Below are 16,676 nucleotides of genomic sequence, written 5' to 3' on the forward strand. Positions count from 1 at the left end.
TTAGCATCTCCTTTACTTCTTTTGACAACGTTATTCTCAATAGGGATAGGGTTGGCGATTACTGTTCATTATGCATTTGGGGTGCTTTCAATTGTAAGTAGTTTTTTCCTAGGACTTGCACCAGTTTTATCGAAAAACATTGAATTGAACCAACAAGGGAAGAAACTACTTTTAGGAGCAACAATCTTTCTTGTAATATTGATGACATCAGGCTTTTTGTTAACTGCTCACTTTTTACCAAAATTATTAATTTAATGTATTGTTTTGACTTTCATTAAAGAATCCAGCAAAATATAGGGACGAAGAGGTGAGACGTGATGGCTGAAAAAGTATCGAATACAAAGTGGTTTGGGATGGCGTTGCAAGCGCTCATCGTTCTTGCCGATCAAGATGGTCTTTGTCCGAGTGGCAAGATGGCAGAAAAGCTCGAATCTCAATCAGCTTTTTTACGAAAAATATTAACACACTTGGTGAAGGCAGATTTAATACAGGCTCAAGAGGGGCGGTATGGTGGATACTCACTCGTGAAAAAACCAGAAGAGATTACGCTTGCTGAAGTGTATGATGCTATGAAAGCAGAGAATTCACCAACTGGATTTCTCGGTGTTGAGAGCAAAGAATGTTTTCCGCCACCGACTAGAGAAGCATTGTTTCAGCTGAAAGACGAAATGGAAGGCTGGATTGTCGACGGATTGAAGCAAAAAACAGTTGCAGACCTACTTAATAAGTAGTTGAAAACGAAACTGAGGTTTCGTTTTTATTTTTACAGTTAACTGTTCTTGACAAAGTTACAGTTAAGAGCCTATACTGTTCCTGTAATCATTACAGTTAAAACAGAGGAGCGGTTCAATATGTCAGAGAAAACAATGACAAAGGAAGAATATTTAAATAAAGCTAAAGACTTGAATAAAGGGGCAGGTGCACCAAAAGAGCTTGAGGATACTGATTTCTTTACAGTAGCAAAGGAACGTCGATCTGTACGACAGTATGACCCAACGGTAAAAATTGATGAAAATGAGATTCGCGAATTACTGGAGATTGCGATTCAAGCACCATCTTCTTCAAACCTTCAGCCTTGGAGATTTCTTGTTATTCAAGATCAAGCTGCTAAGGAAGAATTACTTCCTATCGCAAACAATCAACAGCAAGTCGTTGATGCATCTGCGGTAATTGCAGTACTTGGAGATAAAGATGCTTATAAGAATGCAGAGCGTATTTTCGGTCAATTGGTGGAAAAAGGAAGAATGACAGAAGAGCTGAAAAATACGTATGTGAATAGCATTCTAGAAGGATACGGAAGCTTTCCAGCTGAACGTCTATCAAAAATTGCAAATATCGATGGCGGGTTGATCTCCATGCAGTTGATGCTTGCAGCAAAAGCAAAAGGATATGACACGGTACCTATGGGAGGATACGATGCTGACAAATTTGTTGAAGCATTCAATGTTCCTGAAAACTTCGAGCCAGTTATGTTAATTGCACTAGGTAAAGGTACGCAAGCTGGGTTTGAAAAAACACGTTTACCACTAGAAGATGTGCTTGAATGGAACAAATATTAAGCGGAAAATAAATATTTATATTATGAAACAGACCAAAGGACAGGAATTGTTGTCTTTTGGTCTGTTTTTCTAATAAAAATGAACATGCTTTGATTGTAAACAGGATGTTATTCTCTTGGCTCGTGGAACTTTCAGTAGAACTCGTGGAACTTTCATGCAAACTTGGGGAACTTTTCTGCTGACTTGTGGAACTTTACGTGTAACTTGTGGAAGTCAGGACTTTTTTACTATATTCCGCCTCAGCACCACACACCTGCTAAGCCATGAAAACTTAATCGAACCGGACATAAACAAGGGTTTAAACAACATTTGGAAAAGTTTTTTCCATACCGCCCGTTCAATTTCGGAAAAAGGACATATCGTATATTAACAAGCATATTGGGGGTGTAGTTATGTCTGGAGGATATGGTTCGGGCTTTGCTCTAATTGTAGTTTTGTTTGTCCTTTTGATTATCGTAGGGGCAGCATTCGTAGGCGGTGGCGGTTACTAAGATAGACAGGGAAGATGTTGAAGTGTGACCCCCTGTACTTCAATAGATAAAAAGTGAAAGCTGGAGATCGTATCTTCAGCTTTTTTTGCGGATAAAAAAAGAGAGTGGAAGCCACTCTCTCAACTGTTAATACTTACGTTCTTCAACTACTTCTCGATCCTGGTCTAGGATAAGAAGTTTACTTGGTGTATTTTCACTTGCTACACGTTCCGCAACTTCGATCGCATCTGATTTCATCTCATAATGATCAATTGGTGCAGCATCCTCTAATTTAATATACCAACCATTCACATCTCGGTCTGGTACTACATGATAATTTTTCATATGCACAACCCTCCAAAAATCTGATGTACACAACACTTTCCCGCGAGAAAATATCCTTAAACATACTTTTCTGTGTGAATCAAAGTATGTTTTGGAACCGAAGAGGACAGAATGGAGACTAATTAAATTAAGGGAGGAAGACAATGGAAGCGAGTATGAGTCTTGAAGAAGTTGTCCAGCAAATTACTCATTTGGCACAATCGGCTGGGGAGGCACCTCGTAAAAAGCAGGTGAAGAAATCCAATCCAGAATTGATGAGAAACGCATTGTATTATTTTCCGAACTGGGATGCAGCACTCGAACAAAGTGCAAAGCATGCCTGAATAATCCTCCAGACGAAATGAAAGAAACCGAGCAATTAGCCAACATCATGGCATGCTCGGTTTTTCATGTGATTTGATTTAGAACCGCAAAAAAAAAGCCCCGTAAAACTTTTCGGGGCTTTCGGGGCTCACGGTCTTTATTATGATTGAATTTGCTTCAAATGTGCATCCAGTTTTTCAAATTGAGATGAAGTACCTTCAACTACACCCATGTCCATAATTTGCTTCAGAACCTCTTCAGTTGCGAATTGTGTACGTGTAACGAGTTTCGTCTTTCCTTCATGATCAACGAATTCCATCGAAATTAGCATTTCTGGCATGCCATCAAGCTTATTCCCTTCTTGATCAGTGAATGAATCTGTATAGACGATTTTTTCAGGGGATGTAATTTCCTGATACACTGCTAACCCACATGATTCATGACCAAAGAAATCCTCTTGATTTTTATCTACACACTTCATGCAATATCGCCATTCTCCACCAGGTGTAAAATCAAATCTTTGAATGGTTGTTTCCCATCCTTGAGGTCCCCACCAACGTGCTAAGTGGTCAGCCTCTGAATAAGCCTTGAAAACTAGTTCTCTCGGTGCATCGAAAATTCGTTCCATGATGAGGTCTCGACCTTCTACTTGTGTCCTAATGCTTTTTGTCGCTTTTGACATTTTCATTCCTCCAATATCATTGTTTAATTATAAGAATTACTGCTTGTTGCTTTTGTCAATTTCCTGACTTTGTAATTCCTTGAGGTAATCATCTAGTCGGTCAAATCTCTCATTCATGATGTTTCGATACGATGCGATCCAGGTGTCAAGTTCCTTAAATGGCTCAGCTCTCAGCTCGTAAATGCGCTGATTTGCAACCGGATGTACGTCAACAAGACCGGCTTCACTTAGGACCTTCAAATGTTTAGAGGCTTGAGGCTGTCGAATCTGGAGTTGTTCAGCGATTTCTCCGACTGTAAGTCGTTGCTCACGCAGGAGTTCTACAATTTTTAATCGATTGGGCTCTGCTAGAGCACTTAATATCTTTTCCATACTAACAATATACTTTGACTAGAATATTCCTGTCAAGGAATATTAAAAACGTTTTTTGATAACAATAATCAGCGTCTAGATGTGTAACAATGCCCAACCTTCGTACATATTTTGATGAAGAGAGTGTTGGTAGTGGGTCTTTTCAGTATGGATTTCATACCAATGAACATATGGAGGTAATGGGATGAGCAATTTTCATAAAGATATTAAGGATTTAAACGTAGGTGACTTTAAAGCGAACGACTTGGTGCCGAGTGAACAACATGCTGATTCCGATGAGGACCGTATCATTGTCGGAGGTTGCTTCGGATGTTTTCGATGTTTCGGCTGTGTCGGTTGTGCGGGCTGTGCAGGGTGTGCGGGATGTGGAGGCTGTGCTCGTTGCGGAGGCTGTGCGAGATGTGGCGGGTGCGCACGTTGTGGCGGATGTGGTGGTCGTTGTGGTGGATGCGGCGGCGGACGTTGCGGTGGACCGAGATAACTTGAGAAACAAGAACCCTGGCGAAAACGCTAGGGTTCTTTTCTTTTTATTGAATTGGAATTAATGGGATAAGTTCAATCAAAACTAACAACCGATTTTCATGAGATAAGATGAATAGCCTTTTCTCAATAACATATTTTGGAGGATCCTTCACCTAAAGAATATAAGACAAATCTTCGGTCATACAATCTGTAAGAAGGATGTTTCATAGGTTAGGACAGCTCTTGGGTTAGGAGGATTGGTCTTATGGCCAAATTAAGCGGTAAGATGCGTATTAAGGTGAATCGGGACACATTCTTTTTACCAGATACGATTGGTCGGGTGTACTTCCGAAACAATGCAAGTTCTTTTCATATGGAAGGAGAGTCAATTGATCGTTGGATTGAGAAGTTGTTGCCGATGTTTAACGGAGAGTATACTTTGGCGGAGTTGACTGACGATCTGCCACCTCAGTATAAGAACAGGGTGTTTGAAATTGCTGAAGTTCTTTACAACAATGCGTTCGTTCGTGACGTCAGCAGTGATCAGCCTCATGAGTTGAAGGAGGATGTTCTCAAGAAATATGCGTCACAGATTGAATTTCTAAATAGTTTCGGGGGATCAGGTGCTTACCGTTTTCAAGAATACCGGAAAAAGAAAGTGCTCGCAGTGGGCTCAGGTCCGTTTTTCTTATCGCTCGTCCATGCACTATTAGCGTCTGGTTTACCAGGGTTTCATGTCATGATGGACGGTGATGTTCCTACAAACAAAAAGCGTCTCGCAGAAATCACATATCACGCTAGAAAAAGCGATCCAGAAGTTGCGATAGAGGTCGTGACGCGCGTGGAAGCCGAGCAAAGTTTAAGGGAAGTTTTAGAGCCTTTTGAAGCGGTTTATTATGTTTCAGAAATAGGCAATATAGAGAAGTTACGAGCTTTCCAGACCGTTTGTCGTGATGAGCAGAAGACCTTTATACCTAGTGTTTGTCTTGAAAAAGTCGGGCTTGCAGGTCCTGTGGTCGCGCCTCATTCATCTGGTTGTTGGGAGTCCGCATACAGAAGTCTCCATCAGGACATTTTTAAAGGTGAAGCCGAACCGTTTTCACCAACAGCCGGCGCATTACTTGCAAATATGTGTGCGTTCGAAGGCTTCAAAACAATAACAGGCGTAACTACTCCAAATATCAATCAAATTTACACACTCGATCTGTTTACGATGGAAGGGTCATGGCACTCGTTTGTCCCTCATCCACGTGTAACAGACTGTGTTTCAATGGAGAAAATAAAGTGCTATCCAGAAAAACGAGAAGCGGATCTCACTAAGATGTTCCTTTCGTTAAGCAAATTAACTTCAAAGGTATCTGGCATTTTTCATCAGTGGGAGGAAGGGAATCTCAATCAGATTCCACTATCACAATGCGCTGTTCAAGCTGTCGATCCTACGAGCAACGGTCCAGCTGAACTTTTACCTGCAAAAGTATGCAGTGGCATGACGCATGAGGGAGCTCGTAAAGAGGCAGGTTTGACTGGAATGGAAGATTACTGTACGCGGTTGATTCATACGTCAAATCAAACGAACGTGAGTTTAGGAGCAGGTGGAACTTTTGATGAAGGCGTCGGCCGGGCAATTCAAAAGTGTTTACTTGAACAGTTAAATAACCAGTCAGACTATAAAGCATCACCTGTAAAAATAGACAATATCTACGATGACCATTGCCGGTATTACTATCAAGCACTCACGACTTTAAAAGGAGAACCGACAGTCGCATTAGGCGAAGACTTGTCTGGTTGTCCGGTCGTTTGGGTCAGTGTGAAAAATAAGTGGTACGGGAGTGTCGGGTTGGATACGGCTGAAGCCCTTCGGCATGCTTTACAATTTGCGATCAATCCGTCGATTCGTGCAATCGCATCGAAAAACGTAAAGGTCAGCGATACAGATCCAACGTGTATCAATATTGAAAAAAGTAATCCAGATATTAAAGCGTACGTAGGTAAATTTGACGTCTTTGAACTAAGAATTGACGGTCTTTTTGAAAACAATGAAGTATTCGTGTATGGTGTGCAGCTACGAGAGGAGGCGAGTCGATGAGGGCTTCCATTCTCGTTGTCGGTCATGGTCTACTCGCCGATTACGTCATGAAACTGTTAGCCAATCAATACGACGTGAAGCGACGAGCAGAAATCGAAGCGGAGGTTCCGCTACCGACGGATCTTATTCTCGTATTGCACGATACGTGGACACCAGCTGTGCATCAACAAGCAGAAGAAGTTTATCGTTCACTGCGAATCCCATGGCTAAGGGGATTTGTTGCATTCGGTGAAGGGGTAATCGGACCACTCGTTCATCCGGATCAAGACGGTTGTTCTCAATGTGCCGATACGAGGAGATTAATGGCTGGACGCGACAGGAAGGAAATGTGGGACCTTCAACAGCAACGTATTGCTGAGCAAGATCTAAGTGCAGATGCATGGGCATCGAACTGTGGTCTTCTGCAAATGGCACAGCTTCTCCATTATGAAGCGCTTAACGTACTTGAACGTAAGCAGGCTAAATCAGAAGACCACATCTACTTATTGAACATGAAGACGTTCGAAGGTTCGTGGCGATTTATTTTACCAGATGCGTTATGTCCGGTATGTAATACGATTCCTAGAGATGAACCGGTCCACATGGCGCTAGAATCCAGTCCGAAAATCAATTCGAACAGCTTTAGATGCAGGCCGATAGATGAGCTGAAAGAGGTACTCGCGAAAGATTATCTCGATCATCGAACGGGACTGCTCAATACGAAAGTGTACGATTCAACGACCTTATTTGCTGATGCAATCGTAAATTTACCCCTATTTAACGGAGATGAAGGGACAGCGGGACGCACGCATTCCTATGAACTGAGTGAATCAACGGCGATTCTTGAAGCGCTCGAACGGTCTTGTGGCGTTGGTGCACGTGGCAAGCAAACCGTCGTCTATGACACTTACAAAAATATTGCACCTGATGCGCTCAATCCATTATCAGTTGGGGTTCATTCTGATGCACAGTACGATGAGCCGCATTTTCCATTTATGAAATTTGACCCTGAGCGGAAGATGAACTGGGTGTGGGGTTATTCATTTTTACAGGAGAAGCCGATTCTCGTGCCTGAACTCCTCGCTTACTACAGCATGGGATGCGGTGGAGGGATGTTTTTTGAAACGTCGAATGGTTGCGCGCTCGGTGGTAGTCGTGAGGAAGCGATTTTTTACGGAATGATGGAGGTCGTTGAGCGGGATGCGTTCCTACTGACGTGGTATGCCCAATTGAATTTGCCACAACTCGATCCGTATTCTTCTGAAGACAAGGAACTACAGCTAATGGTCGACCGGATGAGAGAAGTGGCAGGGTATGACCTTCATCTATACAATGCGACGATGGAAAACGGGATTCCGAGCGTGTGGGCAATGGCGAAGAACCGGAAAGAGGAGGGAATGAACCTCATTTGTGCTGCTGGTGCTCACCTTGATCCGATTCGCGCTACGAAAAGTGCAGTTTACGAGCTCGCGGGTATGGTGCTCGCGATGGATGAACAGTTTGAATCTAAAAAGACAGAACACGAGAAAATGCTAACAGATCCTTATCTTGTTAGGAAGATGGATGATCACGGCATGCTGTATGGACTGAAGGAAGCAGAGGAACGGCTGAACTTTTTACTGAAAAAAGAAGGAGAAGTGCAATCGTTTATAGAGGCATTTCAGCCTAGGGCAAAGCATCATGACTTAACCGACGACCTGAAAGAAGTGATGCAAACGTTTTTTGATCGTAATATGGATGTGATTGTAGTCGATCAAACGACTTCAGAAATCCGACGGAACGGATTGCACTGCGTCAAAGTCATTATCCCAGGCATGCTACCGATGACGTTTGGCCATCATTTGACACGTGTGAAAGGATTGGAGCGCGTTTTACATGTTCCGGTGGAGCTCGGTTATCGGCAAGAGCCGCTGACGTACGATCAGCTCAACCAGCATCCACATCCGTTTCCGTAGAAAGAGGTTGACCAATGAACCTAGATGCATTTCTTCATACCCTCCACTATGATGTCGATCGAGTGAGTCCGGTAGATTGGGAAGTTGATTGGGATGATGCGCCGCTACCTTATAAGCTATACCGTGACTTACCTGTCATTCCGCTAGAAAATCATCATATCGGGCAATTTCTTAAAGCCGTCTATGGATTAACCCACGTTTCCCAAACGAATGAAATGGATGTATGGATGCAATCGCTCCGCCGGTTTGTACCCTCTGGCGGAGGACTATATCCGAACGAATTATACGTTTATTTAAAAGTAGAAGGCTTCAGCACAGGGGTTTACCATTACGATGTTGCCCATCACCAGTTGGTCAGATTACGAAGAGGGAATTTCGATGACTATATTGAGCAAGCAACGGGTGTTACAAGCGACATTGGCACGGTGTTCATTTCAACGATGTTTTGGAAGAACTTCTATAAATACAACAACTTCGCTTACCGACTTCAAGGGTTGGATGCAGGCGTGATCATCGAACAACTGAAGGTAGCAGGTGAACACTGCGGATACCAAACAAAAGTTCATTATGAGTTTCTCGACCGCGCAATCAACCATTTACTCGGATTAGACGACCAAGAGGAAAGTGTGTACGCAGTCGTGCCTTTAGGTGATGGAGATCTAAACTTGGACCGAACAATCTGTACAACTGAATTATGCGGAGAAATACCTGCAATTCAAACGAAACATTATATGCGTTCGAAAAAGGTACTCGACTTCCCGATGATTAACCAGATAAATGAAGCGTCGTTGAGTGAACGTGTAGAAGTTGTTAAAGCTGTAAAGAGCACGAAAATAGAAGGCGAGATTCTGTTACCGAAAGGAGAACGTCTCGATTTAATACGGGGATGCGAGAATCGATATTCACCAGGGATGGATTTTACGATGGGCAGTGGTTCATTACAGCAGCTCGCAACGCTTTTACAAGTAACCGTCCTTAAAGAATCGCGACTCACCTTGAAGGGCTGCTTTTACAATGTGGAAGGTTTGCCCGACGGTGCTTACACATATGACCGTCAGACACACGCACTCCATCTACAAAAAGTGGGTGACTTCCGGACGTATTTGCAATCCGGCATGTCAGCCCACAATGTCAATCTTTATCAAGTGCCGCTTTGTTTTCACATTACAGGATCCAAAAGTCGAAATAGATATCGTGACTACCGTATTCAACAGATGGAAGCGGGTAGACTCGTCCATCGGCTCTTGCTAGCGGCATCCACACTCGGTATGAACGGTCATCCGTTGTTAGGATTCGATGTTCAGCTGTGCGATGACATTTACGAACACGTAGAGGATACGACGCTTATCCAAATTCCAGTCGGACCAAGTCAGCCGAGATCCTGGTTACGAGGCCGCCTTTTCTAACTTTGGTAGGCGGAGTAATTTTGCCTGAACTAAACGTTTTCGAACCGTAATCCCGATTGTGCTCGCTAAAAATGCCTTAATTAAGCCAACGATGATAAATGGATAAACGCCGACAGTTAGCGCTTGTGTCCATGACATGTCTAATACGAATTTAAGCTGCACGCATCCCATGACGAGCGTAATAATCATCCCGATCGTGTTCGCAAAGAGAGCCCACGCGAGGGTGAATTTCGTTTTTTCTAAAATCCAGCCAGTCACAAATGCAGTAACGATAAATCCGAATATATAACCACCAGTCGGACCGATCAACACTTGTGCGCCGCCTTTTGCTTCAGCAAATACAGGTAAGCCAATTGCACCAAGCGCAACATAACAAAGCATTGCAACAGCGCCATACCGGCTACCTAAAATCGTAGCTGTTAATCCTACCGCAAGCGTTTGTCCACTAATTGGAACAATCGGTAACGGAATTTCAACTTGTGCAAAAATAGCTGTAACCGCAGCAAACATCGCACATAACGTAATCATTCTTACTCGATCTACTTTCATAATCATAACCCCCTGAATATATGTAAACTTAATCATAAATAAAGTTAACATAAATTTTCGGGCTTGAGTAGTTATATTTAGGATAATAAGGAGGTCATCACCATGCCGTTTCTGAAAGTGGAGGATCAAGTCGAGTTGTATTATGAGGACGTCGGTGAGGGCACGCCGGTCATTTTCATCCATGGGGTATGGATGAGCAGCAAATTCTTTCAAAAACAGACCGACTATTTCAGTAAAAATCACAGGGCAATCCTGCTCGATTTACGCGGTCACGGGGAGTCTTCGAAAGTTCCTCACGGACACACCGTTGCGAATTACGCACGGGATTTGCACTGTTTTATTAAAAAACTCAACTTGAAAGACGTTGTTCTCGTAGGATGGTCAATGGGTGCGTTTGTTGCGTGGGATTATCTTGAGCAATTTGGTGAGGACAATGTTAAAGGAACGGTCATTGTCGATGAGCTACCATCCGATTTCAAATGGGATGACTTTCCGATGGGCGCATTCGATTTCCCGACGCTTATTCATCTCATGCGTGAAGTACAGAATAACCGGACCGGATTCCTAAAGGAGTTCATTCCACTTATGTTTAAAAATGAGCTTTCTCAAGACGATTTTGATTGGATGCTTGAAGAAACAACGAAACTACCAGAAGCGGTTGCAAGCGCTATCCTTTTCGATCAAACGGTTGTTGATTACCGAGAACATTTTGACAGCATCAATGTCCCGACCCTCCTGTGCTTCGGTAGGGACGAAAAACTCATCCCAGTTGCAGCAGGTGAATATATCCATGAACGGCTCCAAAACTCACAGCTCACCCTCTTTGAAAACAGCTGTCATTGTCCGTTTTTAGAAGAAGCTGATGCGTTCAACCGAACCTTAAATACGTTCATACATTCTCTATAAGTTAAAGATGAAAAGAAAACGGGGTCTTTTGATTAAGTTATCAGAGGACACCGTTTTTTTATATTCTGTTAAATGGTCCTATTTAACTATTTTTATAAATAGAGGAATACTTCTTTTGGTGTATAGGGGCGAACTTTTATTCATTTTGTAAGAATGATCACTCAAAAATATACATAAACAATGGGAATTGTAGGGAATTAATGGAAAGGCGGTACATGTTGTTTTTAAGTAGGTGTAATGATGCAACAAAAGAGTCGTAAATGCACAAATGAAAGATGAGAAACTGTGATTTAGTCTACCTTTAATTTAAATAATTTGGATTTTACAACAGACTTATGGACTAATTTTACATAATAGGTAAAAACTTTACAAAAATAGACATAAAATTCATACTCGTTCGTGTAGTCGGAATATTTGAAATAAATAGAAGGTGGTGAAATAAATGGCAGATACAAAAGGTAAGAATCCAGTGAAAAAGCCGACAGGAGTTCGCTCTAAATTCGGTACAGGTGTCAGCGGTACACCAGTAAGAAATGCAGATACAAACCCAGGTGCTTGTGGATGTTCAAGCGGTTGTGGAGCTGCGACTAAAGTGAAAAAAGCATAACCTAATTATTAAGATTGTCAAAATCTAAGTAATGGTGGTGATACATATGTCAGAAACAAAAGCTAAGAATCCAGTAAAAAAGCCGACAGGAGTCCGCTCTAAATTCGGTACAGGTGTCAGTGGTACACCAGTAAGAAATGCAGATACAAATCCAGGTGCTTGTTCATGTTCAAGTGGCTGTGGAGCTGCAACTAAAGTAAAAAAATAGTCAGTCTAGTAGAGTGATGGTCATAGACCATTACTCTACTTCTCTTTAAAGGAGCTATGAAACGAAATGAAGCAAACATACATAATCAATAAATTCATATACCATGTTCTATCCAATGGTGAAGCTGTTATCCAAACGCAATCAGGAATGGTTCGTACAGATAATGTCGACATGATGAGACTGATTGAGACTTGGGACCAGAAGAATCAAACTATTGCAAATCTAGAAGAGTTCAAAAGTGCTTTCGGTGCTGATTATATAGATGCGATAGAGTTCTTAGAATCTTATAGAATCATAGAAGAAATGAAAGAGAAGAAATTGGACATCGATCGTCTGTCCATCATTTCTAATCATAGTGAAATCTTAACTTTATTACATAAAACGATTCAAACTGATTATGGAAAGTATTCAGACGTAAATGTTTACGATATCGATTCAATTAAGCCTAGCCAAGAAAAAGAATTGTCCATCGTTTTCTTGAATCCTTATAACAAAGCACTCGGTCTGGAATTAAGAAACCGTCAGATGAAATCAACAAACTCCATCATGTTGATGAGTTATGTTTATGAGAGTAATTTCTATATCGATTGTCTCTACAGTCCTGATTGGAAGACGCCTTGTCATCAATGTCACATGGGGCATATCGAAACGCAATCATTGGTTGCTGATTCGGATACGATGACTTATCAGCAAATGGTATCGTCTCTTTATGCAGTCGATCAAAACTTTAAGATAGAAATACCCATGACAGGCACGCAACAAATGAACATTGTGACATTGATCAGTAACAAACTGAATCAGTTCATGAATGACTATCATACTTCGAAACTACATCCTGAAGAAATGTCTGATTGTACATTACTGGATTTGAAAACGATGAAATCCTATAAAGATACGTCCATTCATTGGGAGCTGTGTGATTGTTATGAATAAAGGCACAGTAGCTTCACCATCCGTAGATATTTTCAAAAAGAAACGAGATGTTTTCTTCGCTGAAGCCATACAAGATAAAATTCTAGATGAAAAGACTTTACATGCTGTTACGAAATTCCATCAATCTACGAGCTGGCATATGCCGTTTAACTGGGGATTGGATGAGGATACCCAGGAATGGATGGACCTTGTCGAGAATACGGACGTATTACCTGAAAATGTGGATGATGAAATTGTGTTCGATCGAGACACACAGTATGAACACCAGTATGGAAGTTCGAGAAATTTTAAATTAGACTATGCTTTCTCCAAATATCAAGTAGGGAAAATTCTAGAAAATGCCTTTGGGCGGACTCATCTTCTAGGATCTAAACCATATCCATCTGCAGGTGCACTTTACCCGGTGATTCCATTGTTGTTTGTACTGGATTCAAAAGCGATTGAGGATGAGGGATCAGAAGGTTGTTATGTCTATGATTCTACCAACCACAAACTCTTATTAATCAAGTCTTTCACGACTTCGGATATAGAAAAGCTGAAACGACATCTATGCCCAAATGATGGTTTCTTTTCACATTTAGCAATGGGTTATGCCATTGATTTCAAAAGAGCCATTACAAAATATAAAAAGAGAGGCTATCGACACGGGTTGATTGAAGTAGGATTGATGGCTCAAAGTTTCAGACACAGTCTTGATGCATTCCCCGACATGGGCGAGTTTTGTTGGTCTGGTTTCAATGATAACGCACTTACTCATCTAGCGGGTCTGAATCCGAAGTTGGCACCGATCACTTTGATGCAGTGGTTTGGAATGAAACGATGATTTTTCAAACGAACAAAGGAGAAATATATGGTTATAAGACGAGAAGGTTTCAAGCAACGGAACCAATGGTGCAAGCTTTCTCACGGATACCGAATTTTTTGGACGAGGATGGATATACTGGTCCAATTGAATGTGGTGGAATCGACAAAAGCACCTCTCTTTCAATTAAAAAAGCCTTCTCAGAATCGGTTGAAAGAAGAGCAGTGACAATCGGGGCTAAAGTGGTCTCCAAGCATGATCCTTTACACGAACAACTGCAGCACCTTTCATTTGGAATAGAAGACTGCGAAGAATATAGTTGCGGATTCGATGTCATCAATCAAAAGCCTGTACTCATACCTAAGGCAGTCACAACACTACGGACGACAAAGCCGTACATTGTGGATACCACAGGTACAGCAGTCCACTCAAACACAGAAAAAGCGCATTTGTATGCAATTAAAGAATTGCTTGAAAAAAACGCATTATTCTCTTTCTGGTACGGTTTGAAAGGAAGGCGTATCAATCGTGGTGTTTCGTTTGAGTTAACAAGCAAACTTGAAAAGATGGGCTATGAATTAAGCTATTATGTAGTCGACATTTTTGCCCCTTTATTAGTCGTCATTTTAATTGGGTATAACCCTCACCATTATACCCAATTGAAATATGTATTCGGCGTCGGTTCGGGCATCAATTTAGAAGAGGCAATAATCAAGGCAACAACTGAAGCGTATATGCTTCGTCTTTATTATAACGTTCTTTATTTCAGGGGAGAGCACCATTCAAATGCAGTTTCTTATGACAACGAAGTCATACAAGAGCCAATCGGAGAAGATGTCGAAACGCACATTGAGCGCTTTCGAAATTTGCCAACCTATAAAGGTACGGGTATATGTGAAACTGGTGAGACTGTCAGACGGATCATTGATGGTTTACCGGAATGGGTAACACAGCTTTACATAACCGTTTTGCCTCAAACGCTTAAGAAAGAGCTAATTGTTGTCAAAGCCTTTTCACCGGACCTCGTTAATCATATCCCTAAGAAAAGTTTCGTAGAGTCCAATACGCCAATCGTTTCAAAATACTTAAGGTTGAGCGAGACAAAATTAAATGGCTTACCTGAATGTCCGATCATTTAAGGAGAGAATAACCATGGAAATTGAATTTCAAAATGAATCGAGCTGCTCGTCCTCTCTTCTTTCCAGGGTTTCCATCAGGAGACCTATATTTTCAAATGAGATCAAAAGCTGTAAACTCACTCCTAATTTACATGAAGGCACGTCGGGACGATCTGTAGGATACAGCATTGATAAGGTGATCAAAGCATCATTCGGAGAGCACTTGGAAAGGTTAAGCCTCTTTAAATCAAAACTGAAGCCCGATGGGTTTGATCAGAAACAGTTCGATGCCTTCAACCTGATTACCGGAGAGACCATTAAGGTTCCAGCAGCTGAAGTTTTATTAGAATATAACCTACCGATCTTTAAAGATTATGAAAAAATCGAGACGCTTTATAGTGATACGTGCGGGGTGGCTGCCCATCTCAACAGTAAGGATGCGATGCTTAACGGATTCATGGAATTCGTAGAACGACAGTCGTTGATTCAAACTTGGCTGACCAAACGAATTGGCGAAAGAGTCACTACTGAGGTCATTACTGATCAGAAGATACATAAGTCACTCCAACATTTAAACAAGTATGTAGACGAGATTCAAATGTTCAACATTTCGATTTCGAAAAACATTTACGTCATACTGACCTTAGGTTTTCATAAGGAATCCTTTTCAATCGGAATTGACGCAGATACGGATCTTGAAAAAGCAGTGAGAGGTTCGATTAATGAATTCGCAATGATTCTAGAGGGAAGTATTCTCATCCGTCAACAATCAGCTGAAGAACAATCGTTTCATGACAGCCAGCTTTATACTGAAATATTCTATCAGCTTTCAGGTGAAGCGTTCCGTAACAAGTTCGATTTTTTGTTCGACTCACCACATCTGGTGAAGCAGTCTGAGACCAAGGAGCAAACCTTCAACTCACTTGTCGAGTGTGTAAGTAAAGAATTTAAGATTCCAATTTACTGTACATTTATTCCTAGTTTTATAGAATCGGGATCGGAAAAAGTCGTTAAAATATTTTCCTCAGATGGATATCCGCATATGAATACAGAGCTATTTGAACCAGAGGATTATAAAATTTCGCAATCATTTCCTCATAATGGTTTTCCGAACAAAGGGATTCATATTCCATTTCCATAAATAAGAAAAGTAGATGAATAGAGGTGACAACATGGTAAAGACATATGAATTTTTTGTTTTCTTCAATCGAGTTGTTTGGAAGGAAAGTAAGCTCGCAATCATCTGGCCGATGATGCTTCCGCTGATTACCTTTTTCCTGATTAACTATCGATGGTTTTATGATAAACCGGATTTTGATACGATGATTTCCTATTTTGCGGGGTTTTGGGCATTCATAATTGTGACCATTTTCTTAAATGGTGTTGGATTGCGTCTGTCAATATTCAGGGAGACCGGATTCCTGAAAAGTTTCACTTATATGGCAGGCTCGAAAAATCCAATCGTTTTCGGATTGTTGATGAACCAAATGGCCTTAGGGTTTGTCTCACTAATTGTTTTCACAGTTGTAAATGGTGCACTTTTCCAACTTCCTATATTTACGTTGCTTTATTTGGTCATATCCATTTATATACTCGTGGCGTTACCGATTTTCCTACTGATGATGTGGCTTCCATCCATTTCTGTCAGATCGATGACGATATACTCGATTAGTAATATGTTGATCTTTCCGGCAACCTTTATTGCGGTTTATCGGGATGTAATCAACTTTCCGATTTTGAACTTCGTGTTCAGTCTGAATCCGGTCGAATACGTGTATAGGATGTCCATTTTGCTCAGCAATACATTCGAATTGACGGACATCGCAACCTATAACAACTGGATTATCGTTGCAATTTCCTCTCTTTATATAGTTATAGGAATCTTATGTTGGAGAAAATTGAAACTCGTATCGACGATCGTCCGAACATAACTG

21 protein-coding genes are annotated in these 16,676 nt (G+C 41.4%); 17 read left to right on the forward strand and 4 right to left on the reverse strand.

What is annotated here, in order from left to right; translation table 11 throughout:
* The first annotated feature begins 81 nt into the window (after positions 1-81).
* The 4 genes from L2716_RS02065 to L2716_RS02080 all read left to right on the forward strand — a co-directional run bounded on the left by L2716_RS02065 (position 82) and on the right by L2716_RS02080 (position 2,050).
* The gene (locus tag L2716_RS02065) at positions 82-255 is read left to right on the forward strand and encodes a hypothetical protein (protein ID WP_236331301.1); all 174 of its coding nucleotides are present in this window, start codon (positions 82-84) and stop codon (positions 253-255) included.
* Between the two features lie 62 nt (positions 256-317).
* Positions 318-731, forward strand: coding sequence for an RrF2 family transcriptional regulator (locus L2716_RS02070; RefSeq protein ID WP_236331303.1), 414 nt, complete (start codon positions 318-320; stop codon positions 729-731).
* A gap of 120 nt (positions 732-851) precedes the next feature.
* Positions 852-1,559: a nitroreductase family protein gene (locus L2716_RS02075; RefSeq protein ID WP_236337768.1), complete on the forward strand. Its 708-nt coding sequence runs from the start codon at positions 852-854 to the stop codon at positions 1,557-1,559.
* Between the two features lie 392 nt (positions 1,560-1,951).
* Entirely contained in the window at positions 1,952-2,050 is a 99-nt protein-coding gene (locus L2716_RS02080) for a YjcZ family sporulation protein (protein ID WP_236331305.1), read from the forward strand.
* Positions 2,051-2,176: 126 nt separating this feature from the next.
* Here the strand turns inward: L2716_RS02080 and L2716_RS02085 are convergent, their stop codons facing one another.
* Positions 2,177-2,374 carry a DUF2188 domain-containing protein gene (locus tag L2716_RS02085; RefSeq protein WP_236331307.1) on the reverse strand — a complete coding sequence of 66 codons (198 nt, stop codon included), beginning with the start codon at positions 2,372-2,374 and terminating at the stop codon, positions 2,177-2,179.
* Between the two features lie 143 nt (positions 2,375-2,517).
* Here L2716_RS02085 and L2716_RS02090 point away from each other — a divergent pair, with 143 nt between their 5' ends.
* A complete protein-coding gene (locus L2716_RS02090) occupies positions 2,518-2,697 on the forward strand; it encodes a hypothetical protein (RefSeq protein WP_236331309.1) in 180 nt (59 codons plus the stop codon).
* 140 nt (positions 2,698-2,837) lie between these two features.
* Here the strand turns inward: L2716_RS02090 and L2716_RS02095 are convergent, their stop codons facing one another.
* Both L2716_RS02095 and L2716_RS02100 read right to left on the reverse strand, forming a co-directional pair.
* Complete coding sequence (locus L2716_RS02095) at positions 2,838-3,365, reverse strand: SRPBCC domain-containing protein (RefSeq protein WP_408005283.1); 528 nt, start codon at positions 3,363-3,365, stop codon at positions 2,838-2,840.
* Between the two features lie 30 nt (positions 3,366-3,395).
* Positions 3,396-3,731 carry a metalloregulator ArsR/SmtB family transcription factor gene (locus L2716_RS02100; RefSeq protein WP_236331313.1) on the reverse strand — a complete coding sequence of 112 codons (336 nt, stop codon included), beginning with the start codon at positions 3,729-3,731 and terminating at the stop codon, positions 3,396-3,398.
* 184 nt (positions 3,732-3,915) lie between these two features.
* On the opposite strand from L2716_RS02100, the gene L2716_RS02105 reads away from it, so the two are divergent.
* From L2716_RS02105 to L2716_RS02120, 4 genes are all read left to right on the forward strand, one after another.
* The gene (locus tag L2716_RS02105) at positions 3,916-4,212 is read left to right on the forward strand and encodes a heterocycloanthracin/sonorensin family bacteriocin (RefSeq protein WP_236331315.1); all 297 of its coding nucleotides are present in this window, start codon (positions 3,916-3,918) and stop codon (positions 4,210-4,212) included.
* Positions 4,213-4,458: 246 nt separating this feature from the next.
* Positions 4,459-6,279 carry a putative thiazole-containing bacteriocin maturation protein gene (locus L2716_RS02110; RefSeq protein ID WP_236331317.1) on the forward strand — a complete coding sequence of 607 codons (1,821 nt, stop codon included), beginning with the start codon at positions 4,459-4,461 and terminating at the stop codon, positions 6,277-6,279.
* Positions 6,276-8,213 (forward strand): TOMM precursor leader peptide-binding protein, encoded by a 1,938-nt coding sequence (locus tag L2716_RS02115; RefSeq protein WP_236331319.1) that lies wholly within the window; start codon positions 6,276-6,278, stop codon positions 8,211-8,213. The genes L2716_RS02110 and L2716_RS02115 overlap by 4 nt, the downstream gene beginning before the upstream one ends.
* Before the next feature lie 14 nt (positions 8,214-8,227).
* Positions 8,228-9,619, forward strand: coding sequence for a SagB family peptide dehydrogenase (locus L2716_RS02120; protein WP_236331322.1), 1,392 nt, complete (start codon positions 8,228-8,230; stop codon positions 9,617-9,619).
* Here L2716_RS02120 and L2716_RS02125 read toward each other — a convergent pair.
* On the reverse strand, positions 9,599-10,168 hold the full coding sequence (locus L2716_RS02125; RefSeq protein ID WP_236331324.1) for a biotin transporter BioY: 570 nt from the start codon (positions 10,166-10,168) through the stop codon (positions 9,599-9,601). The genes L2716_RS02120 and L2716_RS02125 overlap by 21 nt on opposite strands.
* A gap of 102 nt (positions 10,169-10,270) precedes the next feature.
* Here L2716_RS02125 and L2716_RS02130 point away from each other — a divergent pair, with 102 nt between their 5' ends.
* The 8 genes from L2716_RS02130 to L2716_RS02165 all read left to right on the forward strand — a co-directional run bounded on the left by L2716_RS02130 (position 10,271) and on the right by L2716_RS02165 (position 16,673).
* Positions 10,271-11,074, forward strand: a complete 804-nt coding sequence (locus L2716_RS02130) for an alpha/beta fold hydrolase (RefSeq protein ID WP_236331326.1) — start codon at positions 10,271-10,273, stop codon at positions 11,072-11,074.
* Between the two features lie 442 nt (positions 11,075-11,516).
* Positions 11,517-11,681 carry a hypothetical protein gene (locus L2716_RS02135; RefSeq protein WP_236331328.1) on the forward strand — a complete coding sequence of 55 codons (165 nt, stop codon included), beginning with the start codon at positions 11,517-11,519 and terminating at the stop codon, positions 11,679-11,681.
* A gap of 46 nt (positions 11,682-11,727) precedes the next feature.
* Positions 11,728-11,889: a hypothetical protein gene (locus L2716_RS02140; protein WP_236331329.1), complete on the forward strand. Its 162-nt coding sequence runs from the start codon at positions 11,728-11,730 to the stop codon at positions 11,887-11,889.
* Between the two features lie 66 nt (positions 11,890-11,955).
* Positions 11,956-12,822: an McbB family protein gene (locus L2716_RS02145; RefSeq protein ID WP_236331331.1), complete on the forward strand. Its 867-nt coding sequence runs from the start codon at positions 11,956-11,958 to the stop codon at positions 12,820-12,822.
* On the forward strand, positions 12,815-13,645 hold the full coding sequence (locus tag L2716_RS02150) for a nitroreductase family protein (RefSeq protein ID WP_236331333.1): 831 nt from the start codon (positions 12,815-12,817) through the stop codon (positions 13,643-13,645). Before L2716_RS02145 ends, L2716_RS02150 begins: the two co-directional genes overlap by 8 nt.
* A complete protein-coding gene (locus tag L2716_RS02155; protein WP_236331335.1) occupies positions 13,642-14,763 on the forward strand; it encodes a YcaO-like family protein in 1,122 nt (373 codons plus the stop codon). The genes L2716_RS02150 and L2716_RS02155 overlap by 4 nt, the downstream gene beginning before the upstream one ends.
* Before the next feature lie 13 nt (positions 14,764-14,776).
* The gene (locus L2716_RS02160; protein ID WP_236331338.1) at positions 14,777-15,883 is read left to right on the forward strand and encodes a YcaO-like family protein; all 1,107 of its coding nucleotides are present in this window, start codon (positions 14,777-14,779) and stop codon (positions 15,881-15,883) included.
* Between the two features lie 31 nt (positions 15,884-15,914).
* Positions 15,915-16,673, forward strand: a complete 759-nt coding sequence (locus tag L2716_RS02165) for an ABC transporter (protein WP_236331340.1) — start codon at positions 15,915-15,917, stop codon at positions 16,671-16,673.
* Positions 16,674-16,676: the final 3 nt, after the last annotated feature.

This window comes from Pseudalkalibacillus berkeleyi, assembly GCF_021608225.1.
In the GTDB taxonomy this organism is placed as follows: domain Bacteria; phylum Bacillota; class Bacilli; order Bacillales; family Fictibacillaceae; genus Pseudalkalibacillus; species Pseudalkalibacillus berkeleyi.